This window comes from Bradyrhizobium sp. i1.15.2 (assembly GCF_040548425.1).
Taxonomy (GTDB): domain Bacteria; phylum Pseudomonadota; class Alphaproteobacteria; order Rhizobiales; family Xanthobacteraceae; genus Bradyrhizobium; species Bradyrhizobium canariense.
On record NZ_JBEPRQ010000040.1, the window covers coordinates 12,358 to 35,278 of the forward strand.

Consider the following 22,921-nt stretch of genomic DNA (forward strand, 5'->3'; position numbering starts at 1 on the left):
GACTATCCTCGCGGGAGAAGCAACCGGTCCGTCCCATTGGCGGACATTTACTCCGAACGAAGCTCGATCCGAGAGGCGCGCCCTGCGCAACTCGTTGGTGTCTTTGATCGCATCGCGTATCGGTGGTATGATGATGCACGCTGAAGAGGTCGAAAGCTGAAAAGTGTTAGCCAAGGCTGTCGTTGCTATGCGCACTAGGCCCCACTTTCGTGACGTAGCCAAGCTCCTGGGCCAAGCGGCGGTGGGCGCGTTGACGATCGGCATACTGCGCACCGCCCGCCATTTCGATCCGACCAAGACTGCCAACTTGTTCGCCCGGATCACTCGCTCAATCGGGCCCATGATGCGGGAGCAAAAGACTGGTCGAGCCAATCTAACCGCCGCATTTCCGGAGAAATCGCCTGCAGAGATCGAGACCATTCTCGCAGGCGTCTGGGACAATCTCGGTCGTGTAGGCGCCGAATTCGCGCATCTTGATCACATCTGGAAGTACGATCCCGCACGGCCCGAGGATAGCCGGATCGAAATCGACAAGCGCTCGTATGAATTGTTTACACAACTGCGACTCGACGGCAAACCGGCGCTGATCTTTGCAAGTCATCTTGCCAACTGGGAACTTCCCGCGCTGGCAGGCGTCGCACACGGGCTGGACACCGCGATCCTGTATCGCCGACCCAACATCGCGTCCGCCGACCGCATCATCCAGGATATGCGGGCCGTGAACATGGGGACGCTTATTGCGGCTGGTCGTGACGCTCCCCTACGACTTGCGGAAGCCCTGAAAAGCGGACAGCACGTCGGGATGCTGGTCGACCAATATCTGACCAACGGGGTCGAGGTTACTTTCTTTGGCCGCAAGACCAAGGCCAATCCGATGCTGGCCCGACTGCTGCGGCAGATCGAGTGCCCGGTTCATGGCGTGCGCATCATCCGCCTACCCGGACACCGCTTTCGTGGCGAACTGTCTGAAGAAGTGAAGCCCGTCCGCGATGCCGCAGGACAAATCGACGTTCAGGGAACGATGCAGGCGGTCACGTCGGTGATTGAGGGCTGGATCCGCGAATATCCCGATCAGTGGCTGTGGCTACACCGTCGCTGGCGGTAGCACCCGCTCAAGCTCCGCGGCCGGCAGCGGAAGCACATCGTCCAGTTCGGCAATGCGGCGGTCAATCTCGCCAATCACGCGCTCCGAGAACGGCCCGAGGTGCATGTACAGCGCCATCAGCATGACGATGTAACGCAGTGCACCTGGATTGGTCTTGGCGACCTCGACGAAGGTCTTCCAGAACGGCTCGCGAACCTCCGGCACGGCCCGCATGATCTTGTGTACGCTGTCGATGCCACCAAGCCTCTTGCGCACATCGCCATCGGGCAGGTCGCGGCGCCGGTCGGACCGGTCGAGCATGGCTGCGAGACGCGACAGCCGTCCTGCATATGCCGCCGGACTATAGACGTGCCCGAGCACGGCCTTGTAATCGGCAAGGATGTCACGAAGCGGACGCTTGGTATCGAAATTACAGCCGAGCGTGCACTGATCGCCCGCCTGCTCGACGTTCATGAGATCATGGCCCTGGTGCAAGCGGCCTTCCGCGGCCAACCGGCGTGTAAGCTGCGTCCCAGGCAGCGCATAAAGCAGTCCAACGATGGAGACTGGAATGCTTGCCTCCTCGATGAGGTCGGCCATCGCCTGTCCTATCGAGGCATTTTCGCTATCGAACCCGACGATGAAGCCAGCGGTGACGAACATGCCGTAGCCGTAAATCTTGTGAATGCACTCGGCGATGTTGCGCCTGGTGTTCTGCTTCTTCTTATCTGCACGAGCGTCTCGGGATCCGGGCTCTCGATGCCGACGAAGATCGCGAAGAAGTTCGCATCCTTCATTGCCTGCAACAACTCGCTGTCGTCCGCGATGTTGATCGAGGCTTCGGTTGAGAACTCGAATGGATAGTCGTGGTCTTCCAGCCAGGCTTTGAGCCGCGGCATCAAGGTGCGGAGGTTCTTCTTGTTGCCGATGAAATTGTCGTCGACGAAGTCGACATGCCCGCGATAACCGTGATCGTAGAGTGCCTGCAACTCTGCGAGAATCTGGTCGTTGGTCTTGGTACGCGGTACGCGACCATACAACTCGATAATATCGCAGAACTCGCAGGTGAACGGGCAGCCACGCGAATACTGCAAGCCGACGTATAGATAGTGATCGAAGTTGAGAAGATCGTAGCGGGGCATCGGACTCAGCGTGACATCTATCTTGAATTTCTCGGCGATGAACACGCCTTTGCGTTCGCCGCTTTCCCAAGCGGCAATGAACTGCTCGATGACATGCTCGGCCTCGCCGATCACCTGAAAATCCGCGTCCGCGTAAAGATGCGGGCTGGAGGAGACGTCCGGCCCACCGACACATACTGGCTTGCCGCGCAGGTGAGCGAGATTGATCAGGTAGATGGCATCCGGTTGCTGGTTGAGCATACCGCCGATCATCACAAGATCGGCCCAATCGAGGTCCGCCTCTGTCAAAGCCTCGGTATTGCGGTTGACGAGGCGGATGTCCCCATGCTTCGGCAACATAGCGGCGACGGTGATCAGGCCGAGTGGCGCCGTTGGATACTTCGCACCGACGAGTTCGCAGGCCTCCGCATAGTTCCAAAACGAATTCGGAACGAACTTCGGATAGATCATCAGGACGCGGCAGGGGATTGTCATGCTGTTACAGGCCCGGGCGTTGATGGCGCAATGCCCCGCTGTTTATCGGGGCTCAAGGATTCGCTTTCGCTCGTCGATAAGACGTTGAGTGCTGATCGTGGAGGTGTGCACTGCGGTCCCGTTTCGCACCTCCGCGGCAGTGCATTGCGAATCAATCAAGCCTGACGGAACATATCCTCAGCCGAGAGATGAATATGAAGACGGACCATAAGCCTAGTATCAGTATCCGCAGATACGCCTTCTAATTGGATTTTTTTGGGGCACGCTTTTTCGATCCAGTTCCGGTGGACGACTGAGCGTCGTCCCCACGGCAGGGCCAAGCATCTCTGAATGCTTCGATGGCGACGGTGATCCCCGGTGCATCCACTCGATCCGGATTGTTATCAAGATATCGCAGAAGAATCTTGGCACTCTGCAAAGTGCTGCCTTGGGCGGGGGGGCATGCACGCACGTCAGCTGGCAGATTTGGTGAAAAGAGCATCGCAGTCTCGATCATTCCCTCACATACGCCAGCGGACCGAGCTTCGTCCTGATTCCGAAACGAGTTCTGAACAAGCAGTTCGCAGTACTTTTGCGCGTCGCTTCCTTTATCGACAACCGTGGCGCTCGCCTTCCCGATGACCGATAGGATTAGGCCGGCAACAATAATATGGACCCGCATCGGCGTCCCCCGAACAGCGGCGCGACAGCTTACTGGATTCAGTATGCCGCAATAAAGCGGCCGCCCGCGCCGTTCCAAGCGGCTCCGACGGCTTAGCTGATAAAAAGCGTCTGATCCACCGTCTAAATAAGAGCGGCGTGAACTCAGCTCTTCCTTCCATAAAGCCGAAGTGTCGACTTTATAATACGCAGCTTTCCGCGCCGTTGCCGTCGCAAAGGTCGGATCCGCCGTGATCATGATCGCGGATCAACATAGGCGAACTGATGGTACAGATCTCGACATCGAACCGCATCCTCAAAGAGCAAGCTCGCTTGAATTTCTTGAAAACCTCACACCTATCCTGACGCAAGGAAAACTAGATGAACTCAATCCGAGGATTCTAGCCTCGGCCGGGTTCAAGCTGGACTGTCTTTCGCCCCCCGTTCAGCTCTCTGAGTTTGTTGACGTATTCCTCAGGCTTTAGCAGGTGAAACGGAGCATTGAGGCCCATAAAAGTCGCTATGCGGCCAAGGAAAGCAGTGCAGTTGATCGTTGCTGCATTCCACAGCGGCGAAGTGTCCTGCAGGTGCTTGATATGAGCAAAGACCTTCTTTGCGTCAGCCTCATTCAAATAGACGCGATAGCTGGCCGTCAGATATTGCTCGTCAAGATCACCATAGCTCGCACCCGTCTCAGAGGGGACAAATATGAGGTGTCCCAAGAGGTACGGTATCTCGTCGCCGGCCGGAGCCAGACCAGCGACCTCGACCTGCTTTTCGCTCGTCTTCCCGTACCAGACGAATGCATGACCGTACGTTGCTGCCGTGCGGGCACGAAAATCAACGTAGTAGGGACCCGTGGCGGCAGCTCTTCGAACTGGCTTTACATCTGATGTGGCCGGCGTAGCAGCAGCCATGCTCTCCGCATGCTTCATCGCCGAACTGGGGAGAACGTCCCGTCGCTGCTGGTCGGTACGCGCCGCGAGTGGTTGTGCGCTACTGATCCCGGACCCCAAGCCCACAAAGGCCGCCAGCATGGCGGCCTTTGCAAGGAGCTTTAGACCCGGATATTTCCGAATCACTCCCACCATCTTCGAATCCTCTTGGATCCAAGAACCGATGCCACAGGTAGTCTGCTACCCCACACGAACGCCGCTGGCGTCGGAATGGAAGTCAGATCAACCTTTGGTCACCAACGGAGCCGGGGCAGCGACCGGGTATTTGCCCACCGGGCTCTTACCAACGGGGTATTTGCCAACGGGATATTTGCCAACCGGCGCGGCGGCGGCGGCAACCGGCTGAGGCCGTGGCATGTCGGCAGCAACTGCGGTTCCCACGAAAGCCAGAGAAGCGATTCCAAGGACAACGAATTTCAACATCGGGTTCTCACCATTGTTCGGGAGGGATTGGAATTCACCTGACACGTATAGAAATAACCTGACACTCGCCACGACACTAACGAATAGACTGGGGAGTCGGCGGTTCCGACAGCTTTTTCCGCCGCATGTTGCGGAAATGGCACGCAAATTGAGGCGTTTGGTTCCAAATCAATCTCGTGGGTACCACAGGTCGAGACGTGCCGGGACCTACCTCAGAGTATCCACGGGAAGACTCGACCGGTCCGCGCCATATATTCGCGATAGCTGTCGCCAAACGTCTGCAACATCATTCGCTCTTCTCGTGCGACGCGGCCAAAGAACAAAATCCCGAAGCCGGCCAGGCCCGCGAAACCGGCAATCCAATTAGGCAGCAGCAATGTCTGGGCGATAGCCCACAGCCAAAATGCCGAATACATCGGGTGTCGAACTCTCCGGTAAATCCCTTCCGTCACGAGTTCATGATTCTCCCGCACGTCGAGACTTATCGACCAATTCCGGCCGAGTGCACGGTGAGTAAGGTGAAACACGCCCAAAGCCGCAATCGCAAAGAAAGACCCCAGCCACGCCAACGAGGGATAAAAGCTGTGAGCTGCGAAACGAGGCATTCCAGTCGCTACGTAGACGAGCGGAACAAGTCCGAGTCCCGAAAGAGATGTAAGCAGGAGAGCAATTTCCAGGGGGCCGCGAGCGCTCCACACGATCCTGGCACGGCGAGAACGCCGCGCGTACTTATAACGTATAACGTACCAGCCGATCACCAACGCAACGAAGATGATTTTCGAAATGGTGGGCGTCATTTGAACTAGGCTGCCGCGCCCGGGATACCGGGCAGTTCGCTTCCTGACAGCGGCGCGCTCGCAATAAGTCCTCCGCCGTCAGCGATCATCGACAGGGCGCCATCCGGCGCGAGCGTCTGGGATTTGGCTGAAATAGGTCCGCAAGTGAGCATAAAGTAGTCATACGATGTTCGCTTATCATTTCCGCTAACGAACTGGCAGTGCAAGCGGAAGTAGTTGAAGCGGATGCGTCGATACATGTCGGCGTCAAGCATACGACTAAGTCTCACGATCCTAACGATCGCCTCGTTTTCTGTCGACAAGCCCATTTCGGCCATTGGCCGGCTTTTGTAAAAGTTCAACAGGTCGATGAGGGCTTGATAGTCGCCCCAGAAGATCGCGCGTGAATTGGCGACGCGTTCCATAGCGGTGCGAAAGCGTATTGCCTTCGGGTGCAGGCCGATCTTGAGTATGGATGATCCAACGCTCAAGAATGTCACGGGAGTTTTGTTCCGATCGAGCGTAGGGTCCAGCCTCAAAGCGCGATCAAGTAGATCAACCGCAAGTACGGCGCCAAGACTGTGCCCTATGACCAAAATTTCGTCTGCGGCGGAGTTGCTCGCCGCAGCCACGAGCTCGGCGGCCACTCTGTCAAGCCTCTGCTCAATTTCCGAATTAACGCATCGAATATACTCGCGAGAAAAAATCCAATCGTCGAACAAGTCGCCTAGGTGGAGCCAGCGCCACGGACCCGCCAAAACAGCTACGATTCCGAAGAGACCGCCACCGGCAGCGATAGCGATGGATCCGGTAATCTCGAATGCGACCACGCCAATCAAAAAGGCGGCCACGATGAGCAGTCCGAACATGACCAAGGGATAGAGAAAGAATAGTGCGTAGCGCCAGTTGGTCAGCAAGTACCGCCAGAGAGTGCCGGTTAAAACGAAATCCAGAAACGCAAGAATGCCGACGGAAATGCGTGAGCCAATGCTCCGACGCCCGAATGCCTCAATGACGTCGTGCCACCGGACCAGACGGTAATCGGTTTCGACGAGCCAATCGGGGCCGGTTGTCGTCACATTCCATCGAATCTGATCAGGGGTATCCTGCAAACCGTCAACGGTCGCTTTCACTGACCAGGTTCGTTGGAACCTGGCAATTTCGCGCACAAAGCGTCGTTGCGCGCTGACATGCGACGTGATTGGATCATAGCCGCCGATATGAACTACCAGCCGCTTCGCTACAGGCTTTCCGGACATGGTCTTATCCCCGGACTCATCGTGCTGCTCGCTGCCCACGCGTCAATCGACCTGTAATCAAACACAGACGTTTGACGCCAAGGGTTGTCAAGAGAGAATCGACCAGTTATTGGGGAACATGTGTCGATTTGTTCTTCCATGCGTAAGCCGAACCGCTCGAACAATAGCGTCAATCGGCGCGGTCTTGCTTATCGGATTGTCTGGCAGTGGGTCCTCTCAAGCGCAGGACGAGTTATCATCTGCCGAGAAATGCCTTTCAGCAAATTCCAACGCCTCGCTGGGTGCACAATTGCCCCGCACGGCGTCGCGTTTGAAATCTGGTGAGCCGTTAAAGATTGTAGCGATTGGATCATCGTCGACGGTGGGACTTTGGGTACTTAGGTCCGCGGCCACATATCCGGAGGTGATGCGCCGAGAACTCTCGAGACTTAGATCCAACGCCACGATCGAGGTCATCAACAGCGGTCGAGTCGGCGATACGATTCCGAACAACGTCGCACGGTTCGAGCGTGACGTTTTCGCGCACACGCCTGATCTCGTTATCTGGCAATTAGGTACTAATGACGTCGCCTGGGGTGGCCGGCCGGACCAAGGGCTCAAAAGAAGCGTTCTTGAAGGGGTAAGGGCACTTAAGGCGGGGTCTGCCGATGTCGTGTTGATGGATCTGCAATATGCGCCACAGGTGCTCGCCTCAGTTGGCTATTCGACAATGGAGGACATCATAATCGATGTCGCAAAACAGGAACGGGTCGGGCTGTTCTCTCGTTTTGCGCTGATGCGAAACTCGGTCAGTGCCGGGGTTGCGCAAAGCGCGCTTGTAACATGGGACGGATTGCACAACACCGCCGATGGTTATGATTGCATTGGACGAGGCCTTGCCCGAGCCATCTCAACGAGTGCGCGTTGAGAGGCCCTAGCTCAGGCGGGTCGAAGGTTGCGAGTTCGCATGAGTTTGGGCACCGACCGTGACAGCGACCCCGAGCGTGCAGATGCCCACCAACGCGAACAAAGACCAATTATCGTCGACAATCACCGCATCTCTCGCGGCGGTGACAGCAATTCGCACCGACGCTGTCAGGAGGTGCGCTCATGCACCATTATGCCAGCCAACTTGTTGACCTGTTACTGGTGCTTTTCGCCGCGTGGATGGTGCCGGCCACCATTTTTATTATCTACGCCTATTTCGCTCGCCTTAAGAATCCGGTCAGCGAATCGGTCTTTGGACGCGTCGTCATCATATCCTTGTTCTTCATAACCACGTCGATCTGGCTCCCGATAATTCTGACCGCCATAGCCCTATCATTGATCGGTCATTTGTGGTTCCGCTTCAGGGGACAACTACGCAAGTAGCTCGATTTGCTAGAGGCGAAAAAGATGGAGTCGAATTAGAGCAGCCCCTCAGCAAACAAAAAAAGGTAGCGAAGCGATGTCCGCGTTTCTTCCAGCTCTGACGATAGCTGCTATCAATTTGATAACAATCGCCACGGCCGCAGAATGGCGACCGCAGTTTCTCTCGGCGTGCCAAAACGGTTGCGCGCAGCATGGTGGCTTTTCGACGGACGCTTGCTCGCAGATTTGCAACTGCATGGCCTCAGAATTGGAAGCGAAATTTAGTACCGAGACTCTCGGCTCCATTGATCCCCCGAGCGCTGAGCAACTACGCCAAACTAATGAAATCAGAATGCTTTGCGTCCGGCGAGTACTAGGACGTTAGAGCTGTTGCCATTGGCATGGAGGTCATCCACAGGTCCCCGCCCGACGTGCTGCTAACGAAAACGTGTACGCTCCGCTCGGCAACCATTCCAGGAGCGGGCGCCGGGCGCGGAAGGCGAAAGCGCCGGTAGCCGCGCCGGTGTTGAACCAAGTCCAATCCAACTATTGGTAATCATGCCTTATCGCGGCCGAGCGAGCCGCCCTGGGCTGGCGCGATGGGACGACAAAGCGTAGATCACTACCGTAGCTAAGGCATGGAAATGACACCCTGTTTGGTAAACACACTGTAAGATCAGGTCGATAGTGAAAATGGGTTGGAGAAGCGGTGATCCGTCAGTCAGCCAGTCAGGCCCATATCTCTCCACCGTGAACAGCGTCAAGCAGGAGTACTGATAAGCTTTTGGCAATTACCTTATCAGTTGGCCAACTGACTCCGTTTCGTATGAAACCTTATCAGTCTGCAAACTGACTCTGTTTTGCTCGAAAGCTTATCAGTCTCCCAACTCTTTCTTACGACCCGAATAACAGCTGCGGTGCTTGCGACGGTCGTCTCATCACCGTCTCAGCCGTAGTTTTACGGTCCCGAGCGTGGCTCTTCGCTGTGACGATCGACGAGAAGCTGGCCGCCATTGCGTCCGGAGCTTCTCTTCCGTTGATCCTCCGCACTGTCGCAGCAAAATGGGGCCGCCCGAATGGGATCTTCAGCTGGGATCATGTGCAAGTGGAGGCGCTCCGCGCGTTGCTCGAAGGATGCGATCCGATTGCGATAGCCAGCATTGTCCGCAGCATGTGCGACGACTTCCGCGGCATGCGGGACGGTTTCCCCGACCTGATGCTGGTGCAAGACGGCAAAGCGTCCTTCGTGGAGGTCAAGGCCGAAGGGGATGTGATCCGCCGCAACCAGCTGACCCGCCTCCGCCAGCTCGGCGCAGCCGGCATCATGGCCGAGATCGGTCGGGTGGATTATCGTTTCGACCCCGAGCAGGACTACGTGGTGGTCGATATCGAGACGACCGGCTCCTGGTCGAATGGCGATCGCATCACCGAGATCGGCGCGGTGAAGGTTCGCAATCACTGTGTCGTCGACGAGTGGCATTCTCTCATCAATCCTCAGCGTTCCATTCCCGCAAAGATCGTTCAGCTGACCGGCATCACGAACGAAATGGTTCGGGACGCACCTTTGTTCGCGGAGGTGGCGGATCGTTTCATGGAGTTCATGGGAGACGGCATTTTCGTCGCCCATAATGTCAGCTTTGACTACGGTTTCATGTCCTACGAATTCGATAGGATCGAGCGGCGTTTCAGATTCCCGAAGCTCTGCACGTGCGCCGGAATGCGGCGGCGCTATCCAGGACACAAGTCCTACGGACTTGGGCGGCTTTGCGAGATATATGGCATCTCGCTCGACAATCATCATCGAGCCTTATGCGATGCGCGGGCCTCGGCGCAGTTGTTGAATCTCATAAACAAGAAGCGGAGCGAAGAGGGGTACCGCGAAGCAGCGTAGCAATTCATAACCAAGCAGGGGCCTGGACTGTGGCCGCATCTGAGAGCTCTAAAGCTTCCGGCCAACTTCCACTGCGACCATGTCATTTCTGATAACGCGAAATATCACTTGCTCCGTCGGGCAAAACAGTGGTTCATAAGGCGCTGGTCCTAGCAGGACGAAGGAGCCAGCCCGATGGCAAATGACGTCGATACATCCTCGGAATTGTCCAAGATTGCCAAACTGAATGGTGACTTCCGAAGGAACTACGGCACGATCATCGGAGCGATTTTGTATCTCCGCACGGTGAGCGCCGCCCGCCGAAGCCCTTGGCTTTGGGCCGGCCTGATTTCGATCGCTTTTTCGGCGGCGCTGAGCTGGTTGGGGCGACACGGCTGGTTTTTGCCAGCATTGCCTTGATGGCACAGAACAATGCCCCCTTTTCTTCGTAAAGTGCGCCCTGACGTCGACGAAGGGAATCGGATGAGAGCCAGACGTACCGTCCTGACCTCAACGGGGCAGGCATCAGCACGTAGTCCTCGATCTCCCGATTCGCCGCATCCAGCCGCATCACGGCAAGTAGGCCCGATGAGATCTGCCTTCGGTAGGCTTTCCATTGCGCAGCGTGGTCCTTTCCACGATGCGCCAGTCGTCGCGCGACGAGAAACGAAATCACGCGCGCGCCTCCCACATCAAGCCCTATGCCGTCCGGAACAAGATCAGCCTGGAGGCCAAGGTCCATTCGCAGCGCCTCCGCGAGTTCGGTCGCATGCCTCGATTGTTCGGCGGCCCAAAAATCCCGGGTATCGATCCAGTCGCAGTCGCGCGGCGACACATATCCGATCAGCGCATAGGCCTTCCGCAGCGAACCGAAGTGCTTCACGTACGAGGAGACGTGATTGAGACCCAGCGTCGTATTGATGATGTGCGAGTTGAGCTTACCGCGCCGGCGGAGGGTGAGACGAAGGCGCAACAGCATCTCTTCTTCCGGAATCTCCACGCGGCGTTCGGCCAGCAGCTTCTGGGCGCGAGCGAAGATGCCTTGGTCCACGATGGGCTCGATCGCCGCAGCGCCTCGGACCAAAGCGTTATCCGGATTCTTGACTAGCTTCTGCCCCAAGCGTCTTGAGGTGCGATTGTAGACGGTCTTGCCGATGTAGTTCTCGTTCCCGAGAATGGTGGGTATCATGCCGTCGGTCCAGGGCCTACCGTTGTGATTGGCGATGCCCGCGTCGTTCAGTTGGCGACTGATGTCGCTGTAGGACTTCCGGCAGTTGACGAACTGATCGAAAATCTCCCGGATCACGGCGGTCTCTTCGGCCGAGCCATGCTGCAGCCGAACGCGATCCGATTGCAGAGCCTTGAATTGCCCCTTTGCGAGAACGGCCTTCGGATGCTCGCTTTCGTCGACCATCAAGCGTCGGAGGCCGTAGCCGACGGGAGCGCCAACGCGGTATCCAAGGCTCGCGACCCGGCAGTGTCCGGCGTGCACCTTGACGGAGAGTTCCCGGCTCCACTCGGCGGCCATGCCGCGCTTCAGGCTTTTCGCGATCCCGGAAACAAAGGCGCCGTCGTTCTTGAAAATCTCCGCGCAATATTCGACTTGCACGCCGCTCCGCTTGCACAGGAATTCGTAATAGGCACTCTCGTCGACATCCTGGAACCGGCCCCAGCGACTGACATCGTAAACGAGGATGTGGTCGAAATCGGCTCGGCCTGACTGAACGTCTTCGATCAGTTCGATAAGACCAGGACGCCCCTTGATCTGGAGGCCGCTGCGGCCCTCGTCGCGATAGGTCTGCACAATCGTGAGCGCGTTCGTCTCGGCATAGGCGGCGATGGCCGCCATCTGGTTCGCGATCGAGTAGCGCTGGAGCTCCCTCGACATTCGAACGTACTGCGCAGCACGGCGCGCTCGGGTCCGCCTCGGCAAGCTTGTCCCTTTGGGAATAACGAGCCAGTTACCCATGCACCCCTCCTGTCAGTTCGGAGGTACCCGCGAGTGCAATTACAGCTTCCGCGGTCGGGATAGCAATGCCGAACAGCTTGCAGGGCACTGGCGCGCGCCTCATGGCGGCACCGGAAGGTGGCGTTGTGCACAGCACCGCGGAACACGGGGACAAACCTCAGCCCTGCCGATTGCGAATCCCTGCTGCGTGCTAACCGCCCGGAACGAGAAGACGGGCGAAAGGATTCGTCCCGGCAGGAGCGAGCTCGATGCTGATGACGAAAGAAAGACGGCCGGCAATCAGAACGCTGCGTGGATGGGCACTCGGCGTGCTGCAGGAGGCGGGCGCCATCCATGAATGCGAGGAGCATGGCTGGGCAAAGGATCGGGCCGACCCTCACGCCCGCGAGCGCGCTTTGGACCTCGCGAGGCAGGAGCCTCCAGACGGCTTGTCTCCGGACCGGGCTGTCGCCGAGGTCCGCGAAGTGCTGGATTCGATCGGCGATACCTGCCCTGAATGCCCGCCCGACTGAACCGCACTGACAACCCACGGTCCGATGCCGCTGTCGATCAAGGGATCAGGGGCGCCGCCGTGGTGCCAAGATGCTCAGCAGCGGCGCGTACCCGGCCAGCGTGCTTTCGCCGCTGCTCCGCGAACTCCGCTGCGTCGACCGGCAAACGCAGCTTGTATCCAGCCGCCTTCAAGCGGGCGCACACCCGAGGCACCGCCCCAGCAGTGGTGTCGTCGGATTTTGGCTCGAGGCCGATCAGTCCATTCAGATCGTCGATGAGGCGCAATCCTTCACTTCGAAGGAGGATCGCCAGCGCTCGGCTCTCGCGGTCCTCGATCAGCAGTTCGAAGATCAGTGCGAGGTCCATCAGGGCTCCGAGCGTTGCAGGCCAGCCGGAGCCGACGCCGACGGATCGGAAGTAGATCAGCGAAGGATGCGAAGCGTGACTCTGCAGCACGGACGCGCACCAGTCGCGCCCGCGATACATCACACGCCTGATTTCCTCGGGAGAGTCGAGATCCGAGTAGCGCTCCAGCAGACCGAGCGCCGAGGGCGGCTCCCCTGCGGCGGTGGTGAGCTTTAGAATTCCGGTGTCGCGACGGGAGATCCCCTCCTGCACTTCGAGCAGGTACGTCACGGCCATGGTCAGAACGGAGAGGCCTGAAAGGCCCGCGCAGACCAGAGCCCAGCGAGCCGGTCCGTGCGCCTCGATGCCGCTCAGTCCCACCGTGCACAACGCGCTTCCGACGATGAAGAGCGCCTCCTGGAAATCGGCCGGCGGAGAGAACCAGCCCCCCAGCGCATGCGCGATGAGCCCGTAGCCGAGCAAGAGAAGTCCCATCCAGATCAGGAAGGAGCCCATGAGGATCGACGGCGCGAAGCTGGTCGAGACCCCGCTCTTGCCGCGGCGAGCCCACTTCCGAATCGGCAGCGCGACGGCGAGGAGCCGCCGCGCCACGCGCAGTGCGCCCCTGCTCTCGCCCGGGACCACCACCGTGTCGAATACATCGCGCAGCGCGAACGCGACCAGGACCATTCCCGCAGCGATCTCGATGGTCTGCACGATCATGGCGGAATGCCTCTCGCGCCACGCGAGATCCGCCCGAACACGTCACGTCTCGGAACGCGTAGCGAGATGCACCGCGGCCATGACGACCAAGACAGCGGTCAGGAAGGTTCCCGCGGAGATCGTTTTCCGTCCATGTGACCGGCGGACCAAGTGCATCGAGCACTCCGATTATCGGCGACCAACCCGGCTGCGTTGCGTTCGTTCCGAAGCAGCCGACGGCCCGTGTCGAGGCCGTCCTAGCGCCGGCGCGCCACCCAACCTGTTACTTTGTCGTAGGAGGAACCTGTCCGGCTCGTCCCGATTGGCTTGTCGCACCAGAACTCTGACGAACGGCGCGGCCATGGTCGAATTCGCACAGCTTCGCGACCGCATGGTCCAGGTTCAACTTGCACGCCGCGGCATCCGCGACCGGCGCGTTCTGGACGCGATGGCACAGGTCCCTCGGGAGCGGTTCGTGGAATCCGGTTTCGAGGAATTCGCCTACGAGGACGGCGCCCTGCCGATCGCGAACGCGCAGACCATCTCGCAACCCTACATCGTCGCGCTGATGACGGAGGCGGCCGAGCTGAAGCCAGCGGACAAGGTGCTCGAGGTCGGAACGGGTTCCGGCTATGCGGCGGCGGTCGCATCGCGGCTCGCCAGAACGGTTCACACCGTCGAGCGCCATCGCGCCCTGGCCAGGGTCGCCGCCGAGCGGGTTGCGGCGCTCGGCTACGACAATTGCGTCGTCCATACCGGCGACGGCACCCGCGGGTTGCCCGAAGAGGCGCCGTTCGATGCGATCCTTGTCGCGGCCGGCGGTCCGGAAGTACCGGACGCGCTCAAGGGCCAATTGGCCATTGGGGGGCGTCTCGTCATCCCAATCGGCGATTTGGAGCACGAACAATCGCTGCTGCGGATCACGCGCCGGAGCGACACCCAATACGACGAAGAAGCTTTCGGGGCCGTTCGCTTCGTGCCCCTGATCGGAGAGCACGGATGGGCCGAGGACGGCACGCGCTCCGCCAGCAATCACCTCCCCGGGCGCACGCGTTTCCGCTCGCTCACGGACATGATCGGCGCCGCCCTCGAACCCTTGCCGGCTTTCGAAGATCCCGCCTTCGGCGCCCTCTTCGATCGCTTTGCGCAGTCCAGGGTCGTCCTGCTGGGCGAAGCCAGCCACGGCACGTCGGAGTTCTACCGGGCGCGCGCTGCGATCACGCGGCGCCTGATCGAGAAGCACGGATTTACGACCGTCGCGGTTGAAGCCGATTGGCCCGACGCCGCGGCGGTCGACCGCTACGTTCGCCACCGGTCGTCGCGCGGTTCGGGCGAGAAGCCGTTCGAGCGCTTCCCGACCTGGATGTGGCGAAACACCGACGTCGCCGCTTTCATCGACTGGATGCGCGAGCACAACGAAAGCAAGCCCGCAGGCGAGCGGGCCGGATTCTTCGGGCTCGACATCTACAACATGCGGAGCTCGATCGCGGCCGTTCTCGCCTACCTCGATGGCGTAGATCCAGAAGCCGCGGCCGTGGCGCGCGAGCGCTACGGATGCCTAACCCCTTGGCAGCGCGAACCTTCGACCTACGGCCGTGCCGTCCTGACCGAAGCCTATCGGAAATGCGAGGCGTTGGTGGTTCGCCAGTGCCAGGACATTCTGGGAAAGCAACTCAACTACGCCGCGAACGACCCGGACAGCTTCCTGGACGCTGCGCAGAACGCGCGGTTGATCGCCTCCGCCGAGCGCTACTACCGGATCATGTACTATGGCGGGGCCGAATCCTGGAACCTGCGCGACACGCACATGTTCGAAACCTTGGGCCATGTCCTGGACGCCCAGGGCCCGCGATCCAAGGCGGTGGTCTGGGCGCATAATTCCCATATCGGCGACGCACGCTTCACCGAGATGGGGGCGGTCCGCGAGGAGCTCAACATCGGTCAGCTTTGTCGAGAGAAGCTCGCCGAGGCGGCGTTCTTGGTCGGCTTCGGCACCCATACCGGCACCGTGGCCGCCGCGTCGGACTGGGACGGCGAGATGGAAGTGATGCAGGTGCGGCCTTCTCGACCGGACAGCTACGAGCGGCAGTTTCACGACGCCGGTGTGGCGCGCGGCCTGCTCGAATTTCGCCGGGACGAGAGCCTTCGGCGGCGCTTGCTCGAGCCGCGCCTCGAACGGTTCATCGGCGTGATCTACCGGCCGAACACCGAACTGCAAAGCCATTACGCCGAAGCGTCGCTGCCTCAGCAGTTTGATGCATTCTTGTGGTTCGATGAGACGAAGGCAGTCAGGCCCTTGGGACCGGAACATCGCCGCGCCGGCCTCCCGGACACCTATCCGTTCGGACTCTGACGGCGAGGTCTTCGACCAGCGAGTGCCCGTCGGAACTCAGGAACCGCCCTCAGATCGAGGCGCGCGTGCCGAGATGCACTGCGACGAACAAGGTCAAGACCGCGACCAGCACGATGCCGGCCGACATCTCCCTCCGCGCACCCGCTCTCCGGACTATCTGCATGTAGGCGAACCGTTTGCCACAGCCAACTGGCGGGCGCTGCCGGCTAAAGGTCTAGCGCCGGCGCGCGACCCATACTCCGAGCAGGAACGCTACGCACAGCGACTGCAGCGGCGCCTTCAAGGTCACCTCGCGAAGTTGGTCGACCCAGCGCATCGCGGCATCCCGCGACGTCGGCCGCAGCGGGCGCCGGCTCGCTTCCGCCTCGGCGCGCAACCTCGCCGCGGACACATGATCGACGCCGTCCTGCTCGTTCGTCAGGCCGGACGCTTCCGTCATTGCCGAGGCTTCTTTCATATCCATGCGGCTCTCCTGTTTGTCAGGCGGACTTCCGCTGCGACCTGGCCGCAGGCTTCTTTGCTCCCGCCTCCTTCGCGGGCTTCTTGCCGGCGATCGGCATCAGCATCTCCTTCTGGCCCGCGGTAGCCTTGCGCGGTTTCTTGGCGGCCTTGCCCGCCTTCGCCGGCGCGGCCTCCTGTCCGACGCTCCGCCGCAGCGCCTCCATCAGGTTGACCACGTTGGTCGCAGCGGGCTTTTCGTTGGGCGTGATCGGCTTGCCGGCGCGCTTCTGGTTGATGAGCTCGATCAGCGCGGTCTCGTAGTGGTCCTCGAACTTCTCCGGCTCGAAGTTGCCGGCCTTCTGGTTCACGATGTGCCTGGCGAGATCCAGCATGTCCTTGGTGACCTTCACGTCCTGGATCTCGTCGAAATACTCCTGCTCGGAGCGCACTTCGTAGGGGTAGCGCAGCAGCGTGCCGACGAGACCCTTGTCCATCGGCTCGAGCGCGATGATGTGCTCGCGGTTGGTCAGCACGACCCGGCCGATCGCGACCTTGTCCATCTCGCGGATGGTCTCGCGGATCACCGCGAAGGCATCGTGCCCGACCTTGCCGTCCGGCCTGATGTAGTAGGGGCGGATCAGGTAGCGCGAGTCGATGTCGGCCTTGTCGACGAACTCGTCGATCTCGATGGTGCGCGTGGACTCCAGCGCGATCTCCTCGAGCTCCTCCTTCGTGACCTCGATGAACTGGTCCTTCTCGAGCTGGTAGCCCTTGACGATGTCCTCGTTGGGGACCTCGTCGCCGGTGTCGGCGTCGACCTTGAGATACTTGATGCGGTGGCCGGTTTGCCGGTTGAGCTGGTTGAACGAGATCTTCTCGCTCTCCGACGTCGCCGGGTAGAGCGCGACCGGACAGGTGACGAGGGACAGACGGAGGAAGCCTTTCCAGTTCGCGCGGGGGGCCATGGGTACGCAACGCTCCAGACTACGGGGACACGGACTCAAGACGAACGGGGCGGCGCGGTTCCGACAAGCCCGGCGCGCGTCCCCGAGATTCCTTCAAAGCCCGCGGCTGCACCATGGGAATTCGGGAGAGGGTCTCTTGACTATTGAGAACAAAACGGGAACATAATCGGATGAACGCTACCTTCGAGCAGGCCGGTCCGGCCCCCGACGACCTTGATGCCGCCGCCGACCAGGCGATCGCGGCGTGCGGCGGCGACGCAGGGGGGGCGACCAAGGCGCTGCTCGTCGCCATCGACTTTCTCGAGGCCGAGGCCGACGAGCTACGAAGGTCCCCAAAGGCTACGCCCGGGGACGGTTCCCAGGGACGCGCGAACGCAAGGATGAGGCAGATGGCTGAAGTGACCTACTATGTCGCTCTACCGTTCGTTTCCTCCGACGACGGCATAGCCGCCGGCGAGGCGGCGGAGTGCCTGAGCGCCAACGCCGCGGTCATGCGGGCGGAGGCGCTGTCCCGCAAGCCGGGCCATGCCGGCGCCATCGCGTTCTCGCGGACCGGGGACCCGTCCAGCGGCGACTTCAGGGACGCCAAGCTGATCCGGAAGTTCGGCGAGGTGCCGGACGATCTCAGCGCCCTGTGAGACTTCACTGGTTCCGGACGGAGATCCGCCTGCTTGGGCGGGCTGGTCCGAGCCCAGAAGCGCGAGATCCAGATGCTGCAGCGGGCCAGCGTCATTCACCGACCGGCTCAGATGGTCGGCGCTCTCCGCAACGCGTCGAGAGCGGCGGCTCGGCGAGGCCGACTTGAGTGAACAGGGGGAGACCGCCTCGCGGCAGTCTCCCCCGAAAGGTCGAGTCTCAGGCCGCTCGTTTGAACGCTTCCTGCGCGGCCTGGTTGGCGCGATCGAAGCTGGTCCGCGTTTCGGCCAGAGCCACCATCAGGGCGGACCATGACTGCGCTCCGGCCTGGCTTAGCTTCTGGAGCTTTCCCTCCGCCTCGGCCGCCTCGGCCTTCATGCGCTTCACGGCCTCCTCTATTTGGGCCCGACGCTCTGCAGCAAACTGCGTGCCATCGCTGGCGATCTTGTCGGCCGCTTCGCGCCAGGCGTTCAGTTGGGCTGCGGCCTGAACCTCGAAAGCGGCCCGCTGCTGTTCGAGCCGCTTGCTGAAGCCATCGACGTATTTCGCCACATCGGCCTCGAAAGCCTTCCAGTCCACTTCCAGTCTTGCCTTGGCGGCAACGAAGGCCGCTTCGTTCGCCTCGGCGTGCTTCTTGACGATGTCTCGGAATGCACTTTGCTTGGCGCGAAGGTCGGTGCGAAGTCCGTCGGCCTTGGCTCGAAGCTCCGCCTGCACCTCCCCCGCTTTGCTATCGAGAAAGGTGAGCGTAGCTTCCATTTCGTCGAGCCGCTCCTTAGCCCAGGACTGAAAGTTCGCTTGCGTGCTCATCGCTCGTCTCCATCGGTTTCATCGATGCGATCAGCGTACGCACCCTGCGCCTGCTCCACCTTGACCAGGATCAACTAGCCTCGCCGCTCCGCGTCCATTGCCCCGCACCGGCGCGAGGCGCCGGTTCGCAAACGCAGCGCCGATGCAGGGTCTGAGCGGTTTCGGAGCCAAATGCCGTGCCTTGCTTCCTACCCGTTTCGTTGCGCGGTCCAATATCCCGAGCAGCGCGCGCCTGCTGCGTGGCCACTCCAGCTCCCGCGGCCGGCGTCTCGCGTCAGCCTCCCGGACCCCGCTGCGTATTTGTCGTGGACCGTAACCGAAGCGTGAACCGCGCCCGAACGTCCGACGTGGCCGGCAAACTTCACCAGATTGGGATGCGTGACGAAGCCGTCGTTTATGTTCACGGTAAAGCTGTAGGTCGGATCACAGCTGCCGCGCTGCGTGACGAAAAGTAGATTCCAGGATCCATCGTAAGAGGTTCGAGCCTCGGCGGCCGTCGCCATGGTAAGGCACGCACAGCCGACGACACTCGCGATTAGTCGCTTGTTCATGATCTTCTCTCCACATGATTTGTTGATGTTGGTACTAAGGGGTCATAGGTCGGAGCGCCGGCGCTTGATCAAGCGCAGGTGTTCGCGAGCAATTCTTCGCGACCCCCCTCTCCGTCTCTGACGCTTTTCTGGGGCTATGCGGCCGTCCAGCCGCCGTCGACGGAAAGGTTGGCGCCGGTGATCTGGGCGGCGTCCTGGCTGCACAGGAACAGCGCCAGCGAAGCCACCTGTTCCACCGTGACGAATTCCTTCGTCGGCTGGGCCGCGAGCAGAACCTCGCTGATCACCTCATCCCTCATCATGTTGCGCGCCACCATCGTGTTCGGGATCTGCTTCTCTACGAGCGGTGTCCAGACATATCCGGGGCTGATGCAGTTGCAGGTGATCTTGGACCGGGCGAGCTCCAGCGCCACCGTCTTGGTGAGTCCGACGATGCCGTGCTTGGCGGCGACGTAGGCCGACTTGAAGGGCGAAGCGACGATCGAATGCGCCGAGGCCGTGGTGATGATCCGGCCCCAGCCGCGCTTCTTCATGCCGGGCACGGCTGCACGGATGGCGTGGAAGGCGGACGACAGGTTGATCCCGATGATCGCATTCCACTTGTCGACCGGAAACTCCTCGACAGGGGCGACGTGCTGGACGCCGGCATTGTTCACGAGGACATCGACGCTGCCGAAGGTGCTTTCCGCCAGCGCGATGAGCTCGGCGATCTGGTCCGGGCTGTCCATGTCCGCAGCCGAATAGACCGCCTTGACGCCGAATTCCCTCTCGATCGCGGAGCGCTCGTTCTCGACATCGGCCCGCGCCCCCATTCCATTGAGCACGACGTTGGCCCCGGCGCCCGCGAAAGCACGAGCATACGCGAGACCGATGCCGCTGGTGGACCCGGTCACGACTGCGACTTTACCTTTCAGTATACTCATTTGGTCTTTCCTTCTTGTGAGGTGCTGCGGCTCCTCGCCGCGGTGTTTCCGGACCTACGCAGCCCGTTGAGACCGTCACTCAGGTGACAAGGGCTCGCTCGTAGCTCCCGACCGGACGTCGGACCGGCTGCTGCAGATAATCGTGAACGACCTTGCCCAATCCCAGCGTAAGGTCTGCGCGGATGTGAACCGCGGACACGATCTTGAGCACCGGCAAATCGGACACCGGAGCGAGGGCATGGGGCGTCAAGGAGAGAGCGGCGGGTCCGGTCCACGCGCCTTTCAAGACAAGCTGCTCGAGGTGATATTCGACGAGCTCGCAGATCCGCGGAGTGCCGTCGACGTGCGGAATGATCTTGAGCAGGAAGTTCGGCTCCTGCAGCGCGGCCTTCACCTGCGCCACGTCGGCTTCGCGGTGCTTGTATCCCATCGTGCCGGTCGCTACCCGCAGCGGACCGTAATCCAGCGTACCGATCAGCGTATCGAGCTCGGTCCGCAACGTTGGCTGGCCGAGCTTTTTCGGAAAGCCCCAGAGCTCCCGGCCGCCCGCGATCGGTCCCTCATCGTTCAGGAACATGCAGTGAGTGTAGGCGCCCTTGCGACCGCGGAACGACACGGGGATGACTTGGCCGCTCTCGGCATAGTCGCCGAAACCGTTGGAATCCGGCATGCGAATGAATTCGTACTTGACCAGCGCTTCGCGTTCATCGAGCTCAAGCGGAGCCGGAACGACCGATCGCAGCTTCGCCGGATCGGTGCGATAGGTGATGATCAGGTATTCGCGGTCGACGAAACGATACGGTCCCGGCGGATATGCCGGATTCGTCAGCGGCATGGCGAACGCACGCCTCACGACTTCACTCTCGCGCATTTGAATTGTCCTGTGATTGGGAAGAGCCGGCCTATTCGCGACCGTCGTGCTCAAGATCGAACGTGGAGACGCCGTCCGCACTCGTCGGGCGGGCCAGCACCTCGGGATGCCGAAGGGTGCGCAAGGCGTCGTGATAGCCGGCGCGCCAATGATCCTGCATCGACAGACGGGAAAACTCGTAGTCCTTGGAGTGGCCTTCGTAGTCCCGCGCGCGATAGATCAGGTGGACCAGGCTATGCACGTTGTTGGAGGCAGCGGTCCTGAGCAGCTTGACGTCCTCCTGATCGCGCAGGTCTTCCGGCAGCCTGCTCAAGAGAGCCGCCAGGTCTCGCTGCAACCGGTGCAGGCTCTTGAACTGGTCCGTGCTCGCCCGCGTGCGACTGGAGTATTGGATCTCCTTCTGGCGAGTGATCACTTCCGCCATGTTGCCCGGAATCTGGCCGCGCGCGCTCCAGAGATCGACCTGAAACACAAGCGTGTCCTGTCGGGCGCCGCACTCGATCACCCACTGCAACGGAGTGTTGGATACGAGCCCGCCATCCCAATACTGTTCGCCGTCGATTTCGACGGCCGGAAAGCCCGGCGGCAGCGCACCGCTCGCCAGGATGTGCTCCGGCCGGATGGTATGGGTGGCAGTGTCGAAATAGACCATATTGCCGGTCCTCACGTTCACGGCCCCTGCGCTGAACCGCGTCACACCAGCGTTGATGCGGTCGAAATCCACGAGACGCTCCAGCGTCGTCTTCAGCGCGCTGGTGTCGTAGATGCTGGTGGCGGCAAGCGTTCCACCCGCTTGAAGCCACGGCGCGAACGGCCGCGCGGAAAAGAATCCGTTCGCCCCGAACACCGCAGCAAAGCCCGCATTCACCTGATTGAGAAAATTGCGAGTGTGATCGCCGTTCATCAGATCGGTGAACGGCGCGTCCAGCGTCACCTGCGTCCAAAACTCGCGGAGCCGATCGACCCGGACGTTCGGCGGATTGCCGGCGATGATCGCCGCATTGATCGCCCCGATCGAAATGCCCGCGATCCAGTCGGGATGGATATCGGCTTCGGCCAAGGCCTCATAGACGCCTCCCTGGTAGGCCCCCAAGGCGCCGCCGCCCTGCAGCAGCAGGGCGATGCAATCGAACGGCAGACGCCGGTCGGCGGTCGCGAGATTTTGTCGAGGCTGAAAGTTCATGGTTCTTGCCCTTGATTTTTCGGTTGTTCAAGCCGGCGGCTCGTTCCGCCGGCCGGCCCGCATAGCCAATCATTTAATGAACTATACGGTATAGTTTATTAAATGGTCAAGACACTCGCGTTCACATGCGCGTGCTGGAGCTGATGGGTGCCGGGTGCGGAGTCGTCAGCCACGCCGATCTGTTCGGCGGGCCGACGCGACCCCAAAGGACGGACTTTCGTGGTCGTCAGTCGCAGACCAGAACGCGACGGTGGCGCGTGTAGGTGTAGTAGCAGTCGCTGTCGGACGAGTAGCCGCGTCCGTACGCGTAACCCGCAGCGGCTCCCGCGTAAGCGCTCGCCGCATACGCACCACGATAGCCGTACCGCGATCCATCGTAACGGCCATAGCCGCCGAAGCGGCCGTAGCCGGCCGATGCGGCACGGGTGGCGTTCGCCGGTCCGCCCCTTCCGACGCCGGCGAGATCGCCGCGCGGCGCAGGTCCGGCACCGAGACGAGGCGCCCCGCCGGCGAGGCCGGCACGCGGCGCACCGCCGGGTCCCATCGGAGGACGAGCCGCAAAGGCCGGAGGGCCCCCGGCTGCCAGCGGCGGCGGACCTCCGGCTGCAATCGGCGGAGGTCCCGCCATCGGGGGCGGCGGCGGAAACTGCGCGAACGCGGCGTGCGTCGACAGCGTCAATGTTGCGAGCGTCGCGGTGAGCGACAGCATCAGTGTCATTCGTTTCATG

22 protein-coding genes and 1 pseudogene are annotated in these 22,921 nt (G+C 60.9%); 7 read left to right on the top strand and 16 right to left on the bottom strand.

Translation table 11 applies throughout. The features are described 5' to 3' along the window. The first annotated feature begins 187 nt into the window (after positions 1 to 187). Positions 188 to 1,105 carry a lipid A biosynthesis lauroyl acyltransferase gene (locus ABIB80_RS36550; RefSeq protein ID WP_354129311.1) on the top strand — a complete coding sequence of 306 codons (918 nt, stop codon included), beginning with the start codon at positions 188 to 190 and terminating at the stop codon, positions 1,103 to 1,105. Here the strand turns inward: ABIB80_RS36550 and ABIB80_RS36555 are convergent. The 6 genes and pseudogenes from ABIB80_RS36555 to ABIB80_RS36580 form a co-directional block, all read right to left on the bottom strand. After that, positions 1,085 to 2,700, bottom strand: a pseudogene (locus tag ABIB80_RS36555) (B12-binding domain-containing radical SAM protein). The gene ABIB80_RS36550 and the pseudogene ABIB80_RS36555 overlap by 21 nt on opposite strands. A gap of 241 nt (positions 2,701 to 2,941) precedes the next feature. Next, positions 2,942 to 3,598 (bottom strand): Rap1a/Tai family immunity protein, encoded by a 657-nt coding sequence (locus ABIB80_RS36560; RefSeq protein WP_354129312.1) that lies wholly within the window; start codon positions 3,596 to 3,598, stop codon positions 2,942 to 2,944. A gap of 142 nt (positions 3,599 to 3,740) precedes the next feature. Further along, a complete protein-coding gene (locus ABIB80_RS36565; RefSeq protein WP_473365905.1) occupies positions 3,741 to 4,430 on the bottom strand; it encodes a hypothetical protein in 690 nt (229 codons plus the stop codon). Positions 4,431 to 4,517: 87 nt separating this feature from the next. Continuing rightward, complete coding sequence (locus tag ABIB80_RS39525) at positions 4,518 to 4,718, bottom strand: hypothetical protein (protein ID WP_275174697.1); 201 nt, start codon at positions 4,716 to 4,718, stop codon at positions 4,518 to 4,520. A 212-nt stretch (positions 4,719 to 4,930) separates the two neighbouring features. Continuing rightward, the gene (locus ABIB80_RS36575; RefSeq protein ID WP_354129313.1) at positions 4,931 to 5,515 is read right to left on the bottom strand and encodes a protein-S-isoprenylcysteine O-methyltransferase; all 585 of its coding nucleotides are present in this window, start codon (positions 5,513 to 5,515) and stop codon (positions 4,931 to 4,933) included. A 5-nt stretch (positions 5,516 to 5,520) separates the two neighbouring features. Then, on the bottom strand, positions 5,521 to 6,753 hold the full coding sequence (locus ABIB80_RS36580; protein WP_354129314.1) for a hypothetical protein: 1,233 nt from the start codon (positions 6,751 to 6,753) through the stop codon (positions 5,521 to 5,523). A gap of 118 nt (positions 6,754 to 6,871) precedes the next feature. Between ABIB80_RS36580 and ABIB80_RS36585 the strand changes: the two genes are divergently transcribed. From ABIB80_RS36585 to ABIB80_RS36595, 3 genes are all read left to right on the top strand, one after another. Then, complete coding sequence (locus ABIB80_RS36585; protein ID WP_354129337.1) at positions 6,872 to 7,660, top strand: SGNH/GDSL hydrolase family protein; 789 nt, start codon at positions 6,872 to 6,874, stop codon at positions 7,658 to 7,660. Between the two features lie 182 nt (positions 7,661 to 7,842). Next, positions 7,843 to 8,103 (top strand): hypothetical protein, encoded by a 261-nt coding sequence (locus ABIB80_RS36590; protein WP_354129315.1) that lies wholly within the window; start codon positions 7,843 to 7,845, stop codon positions 8,101 to 8,103. Between the two features lie 964 nt (positions 8,104 to 9,067). Next, entirely contained in the window at positions 9,068 to 9,973 is a 906-nt protein-coding gene (locus ABIB80_RS36595; protein ID WP_354129316.1) for an exonuclease domain-containing protein, read from the top strand. Positions 9,974 to 10,229: 256 nt separating this feature from the next. On the opposite strand, the gene ABIB80_RS36600 is transcribed toward ABIB80_RS36595, so the two are convergent. Beyond that, positions 10,230 to 11,921, bottom strand: a complete 1,692-nt coding sequence (locus ABIB80_RS36600) for a recombinase family protein (protein ID WP_354129317.1) — start codon at positions 11,919 to 11,921, stop codon at positions 10,230 to 10,232. A gap of 248 nt (positions 11,922 to 12,169) precedes the next feature. On the opposite strand from ABIB80_RS36600, the gene ABIB80_RS36605 reads away from it, so the two are divergent. Continuing rightward, the gene (locus tag ABIB80_RS36605; RefSeq protein ID WP_247392928.1) at positions 12,170 to 12,433 is read left to right on the top strand and encodes a hypothetical protein; all 264 of its coding nucleotides are present in this window, start codon (positions 12,170 to 12,172) and stop codon (positions 12,431 to 12,433) included. Between the two features lie 37 nt (positions 12,434 to 12,470). Here the strand turns inward: ABIB80_RS36605 and ABIB80_RS36610 are convergent, their stop codons facing one another. Then, entirely contained in the window at positions 12,471 to 13,481 is a 1,011-nt protein-coding gene (locus ABIB80_RS36610; protein WP_354129318.1) for a hypothetical protein, read from the bottom strand. A 340-nt stretch (positions 13,482 to 13,821) separates the two neighbouring features. Between ABIB80_RS36610 and ABIB80_RS36615 the strand changes: the two genes are divergently transcribed. After that, positions 13,822 to 15,813 carry a protein-L-isoaspartate(D-aspartate) O-methyltransferase gene (locus tag ABIB80_RS36615; RefSeq protein ID WP_354129338.1) on the top strand — a complete coding sequence of 664 codons (1,992 nt, stop codon included), beginning with the start codon at positions 13,822 to 13,824 and terminating at the stop codon, positions 15,811 to 15,813. 214 nt (positions 15,814 to 16,027) lie between these two features. On the opposite strand, the gene ABIB80_RS36620 is transcribed toward ABIB80_RS36615, so the two are convergent. Next, the gene (locus ABIB80_RS36620; protein WP_354129319.1) at positions 16,028 to 16,276 is read right to left on the bottom strand and encodes a hypothetical protein; all 249 of its coding nucleotides are present in this window, start codon (positions 16,274 to 16,276) and stop codon (positions 16,028 to 16,030) included. Positions 16,277 to 16,292: 16 nt separating this feature from the next. Next, complete coding sequence (gene ku, locus ABIB80_RS36625; protein ID WP_354129320.1) at positions 16,293 to 17,219, bottom strand: non-homologous end joining protein Ku; 927 nt, start codon at positions 17,217 to 17,219, stop codon at positions 16,293 to 16,295. Between the two features lie 389 nt (positions 17,220 to 17,608). Here ku and ABIB80_RS36630 point away from each other — a divergent pair, with 389 nt between their 5' ends. Beyond that, positions 17,609 to 17,857, top strand: a complete 249-nt coding sequence (locus ABIB80_RS36630; protein ID WP_354129339.1) for a hypothetical protein — start codon at positions 17,609 to 17,611, stop codon at positions 17,855 to 17,857. A gap of 217 nt (positions 17,858 to 18,074) precedes the next feature. On the opposite strand, the gene ABIB80_RS36635 is transcribed toward ABIB80_RS36630, so the two are convergent. From ABIB80_RS36635 to ABIB80_RS36660, 6 genes are all read right to left on the bottom strand, one after another. Next, the gene (locus tag ABIB80_RS36635) at positions 18,075 to 18,665 is read right to left on the bottom strand and encodes a hypothetical protein (protein WP_354129321.1); all 591 of its coding nucleotides are present in this window, start codon (positions 18,663 to 18,665) and stop codon (positions 18,075 to 18,077) included. 188 nt (positions 18,666 to 18,853) lie between these two features. Next, positions 18,854 to 19,216, bottom strand: a complete 363-nt coding sequence (locus tag ABIB80_RS36640) for a hypothetical protein (protein ID WP_354129322.1) — start codon at positions 19,214 to 19,216, stop codon at positions 18,854 to 18,856. Positions 19,217 to 19,350: 134 nt separating this feature from the next. Continuing rightward, the gene (locus tag ABIB80_RS36645; RefSeq protein WP_354129323.1) at positions 19,351 to 20,139 is read right to left on the bottom strand and encodes a 3-hydroxybutyrate dehydrogenase; all 789 of its coding nucleotides are present in this window, start codon (positions 20,137 to 20,139) and stop codon (positions 19,351 to 19,353) included. Between the two features lie 79 nt (positions 20,140 to 20,218). Beyond that, positions 20,219 to 21,010: an acetoacetate decarboxylase gene (locus ABIB80_RS36650; protein WP_354129324.1), complete on the bottom strand. Its 792-nt coding sequence runs from the start codon at positions 21,008 to 21,010 to the stop codon at positions 20,219 to 20,221. A gap of 31 nt (positions 21,011 to 21,041) precedes the next feature. Continuing rightward, on the bottom strand, positions 21,042 to 22,193 hold the full coding sequence (locus ABIB80_RS36655) for a DUF3734 domain-containing protein (protein WP_354129325.1): 1,152 nt from the start codon (positions 22,191 to 22,193) through the stop codon (positions 21,042 to 21,044). Between the two features lie 226 nt (positions 22,194 to 22,419). After that, entirely contained in the window at positions 22,420 to 22,920 is a 501-nt protein-coding gene (locus ABIB80_RS36660) for a hypothetical protein (protein ID WP_354129326.1), read from the bottom strand. Position 22,921 lies beyond the last annotated feature (1 nt).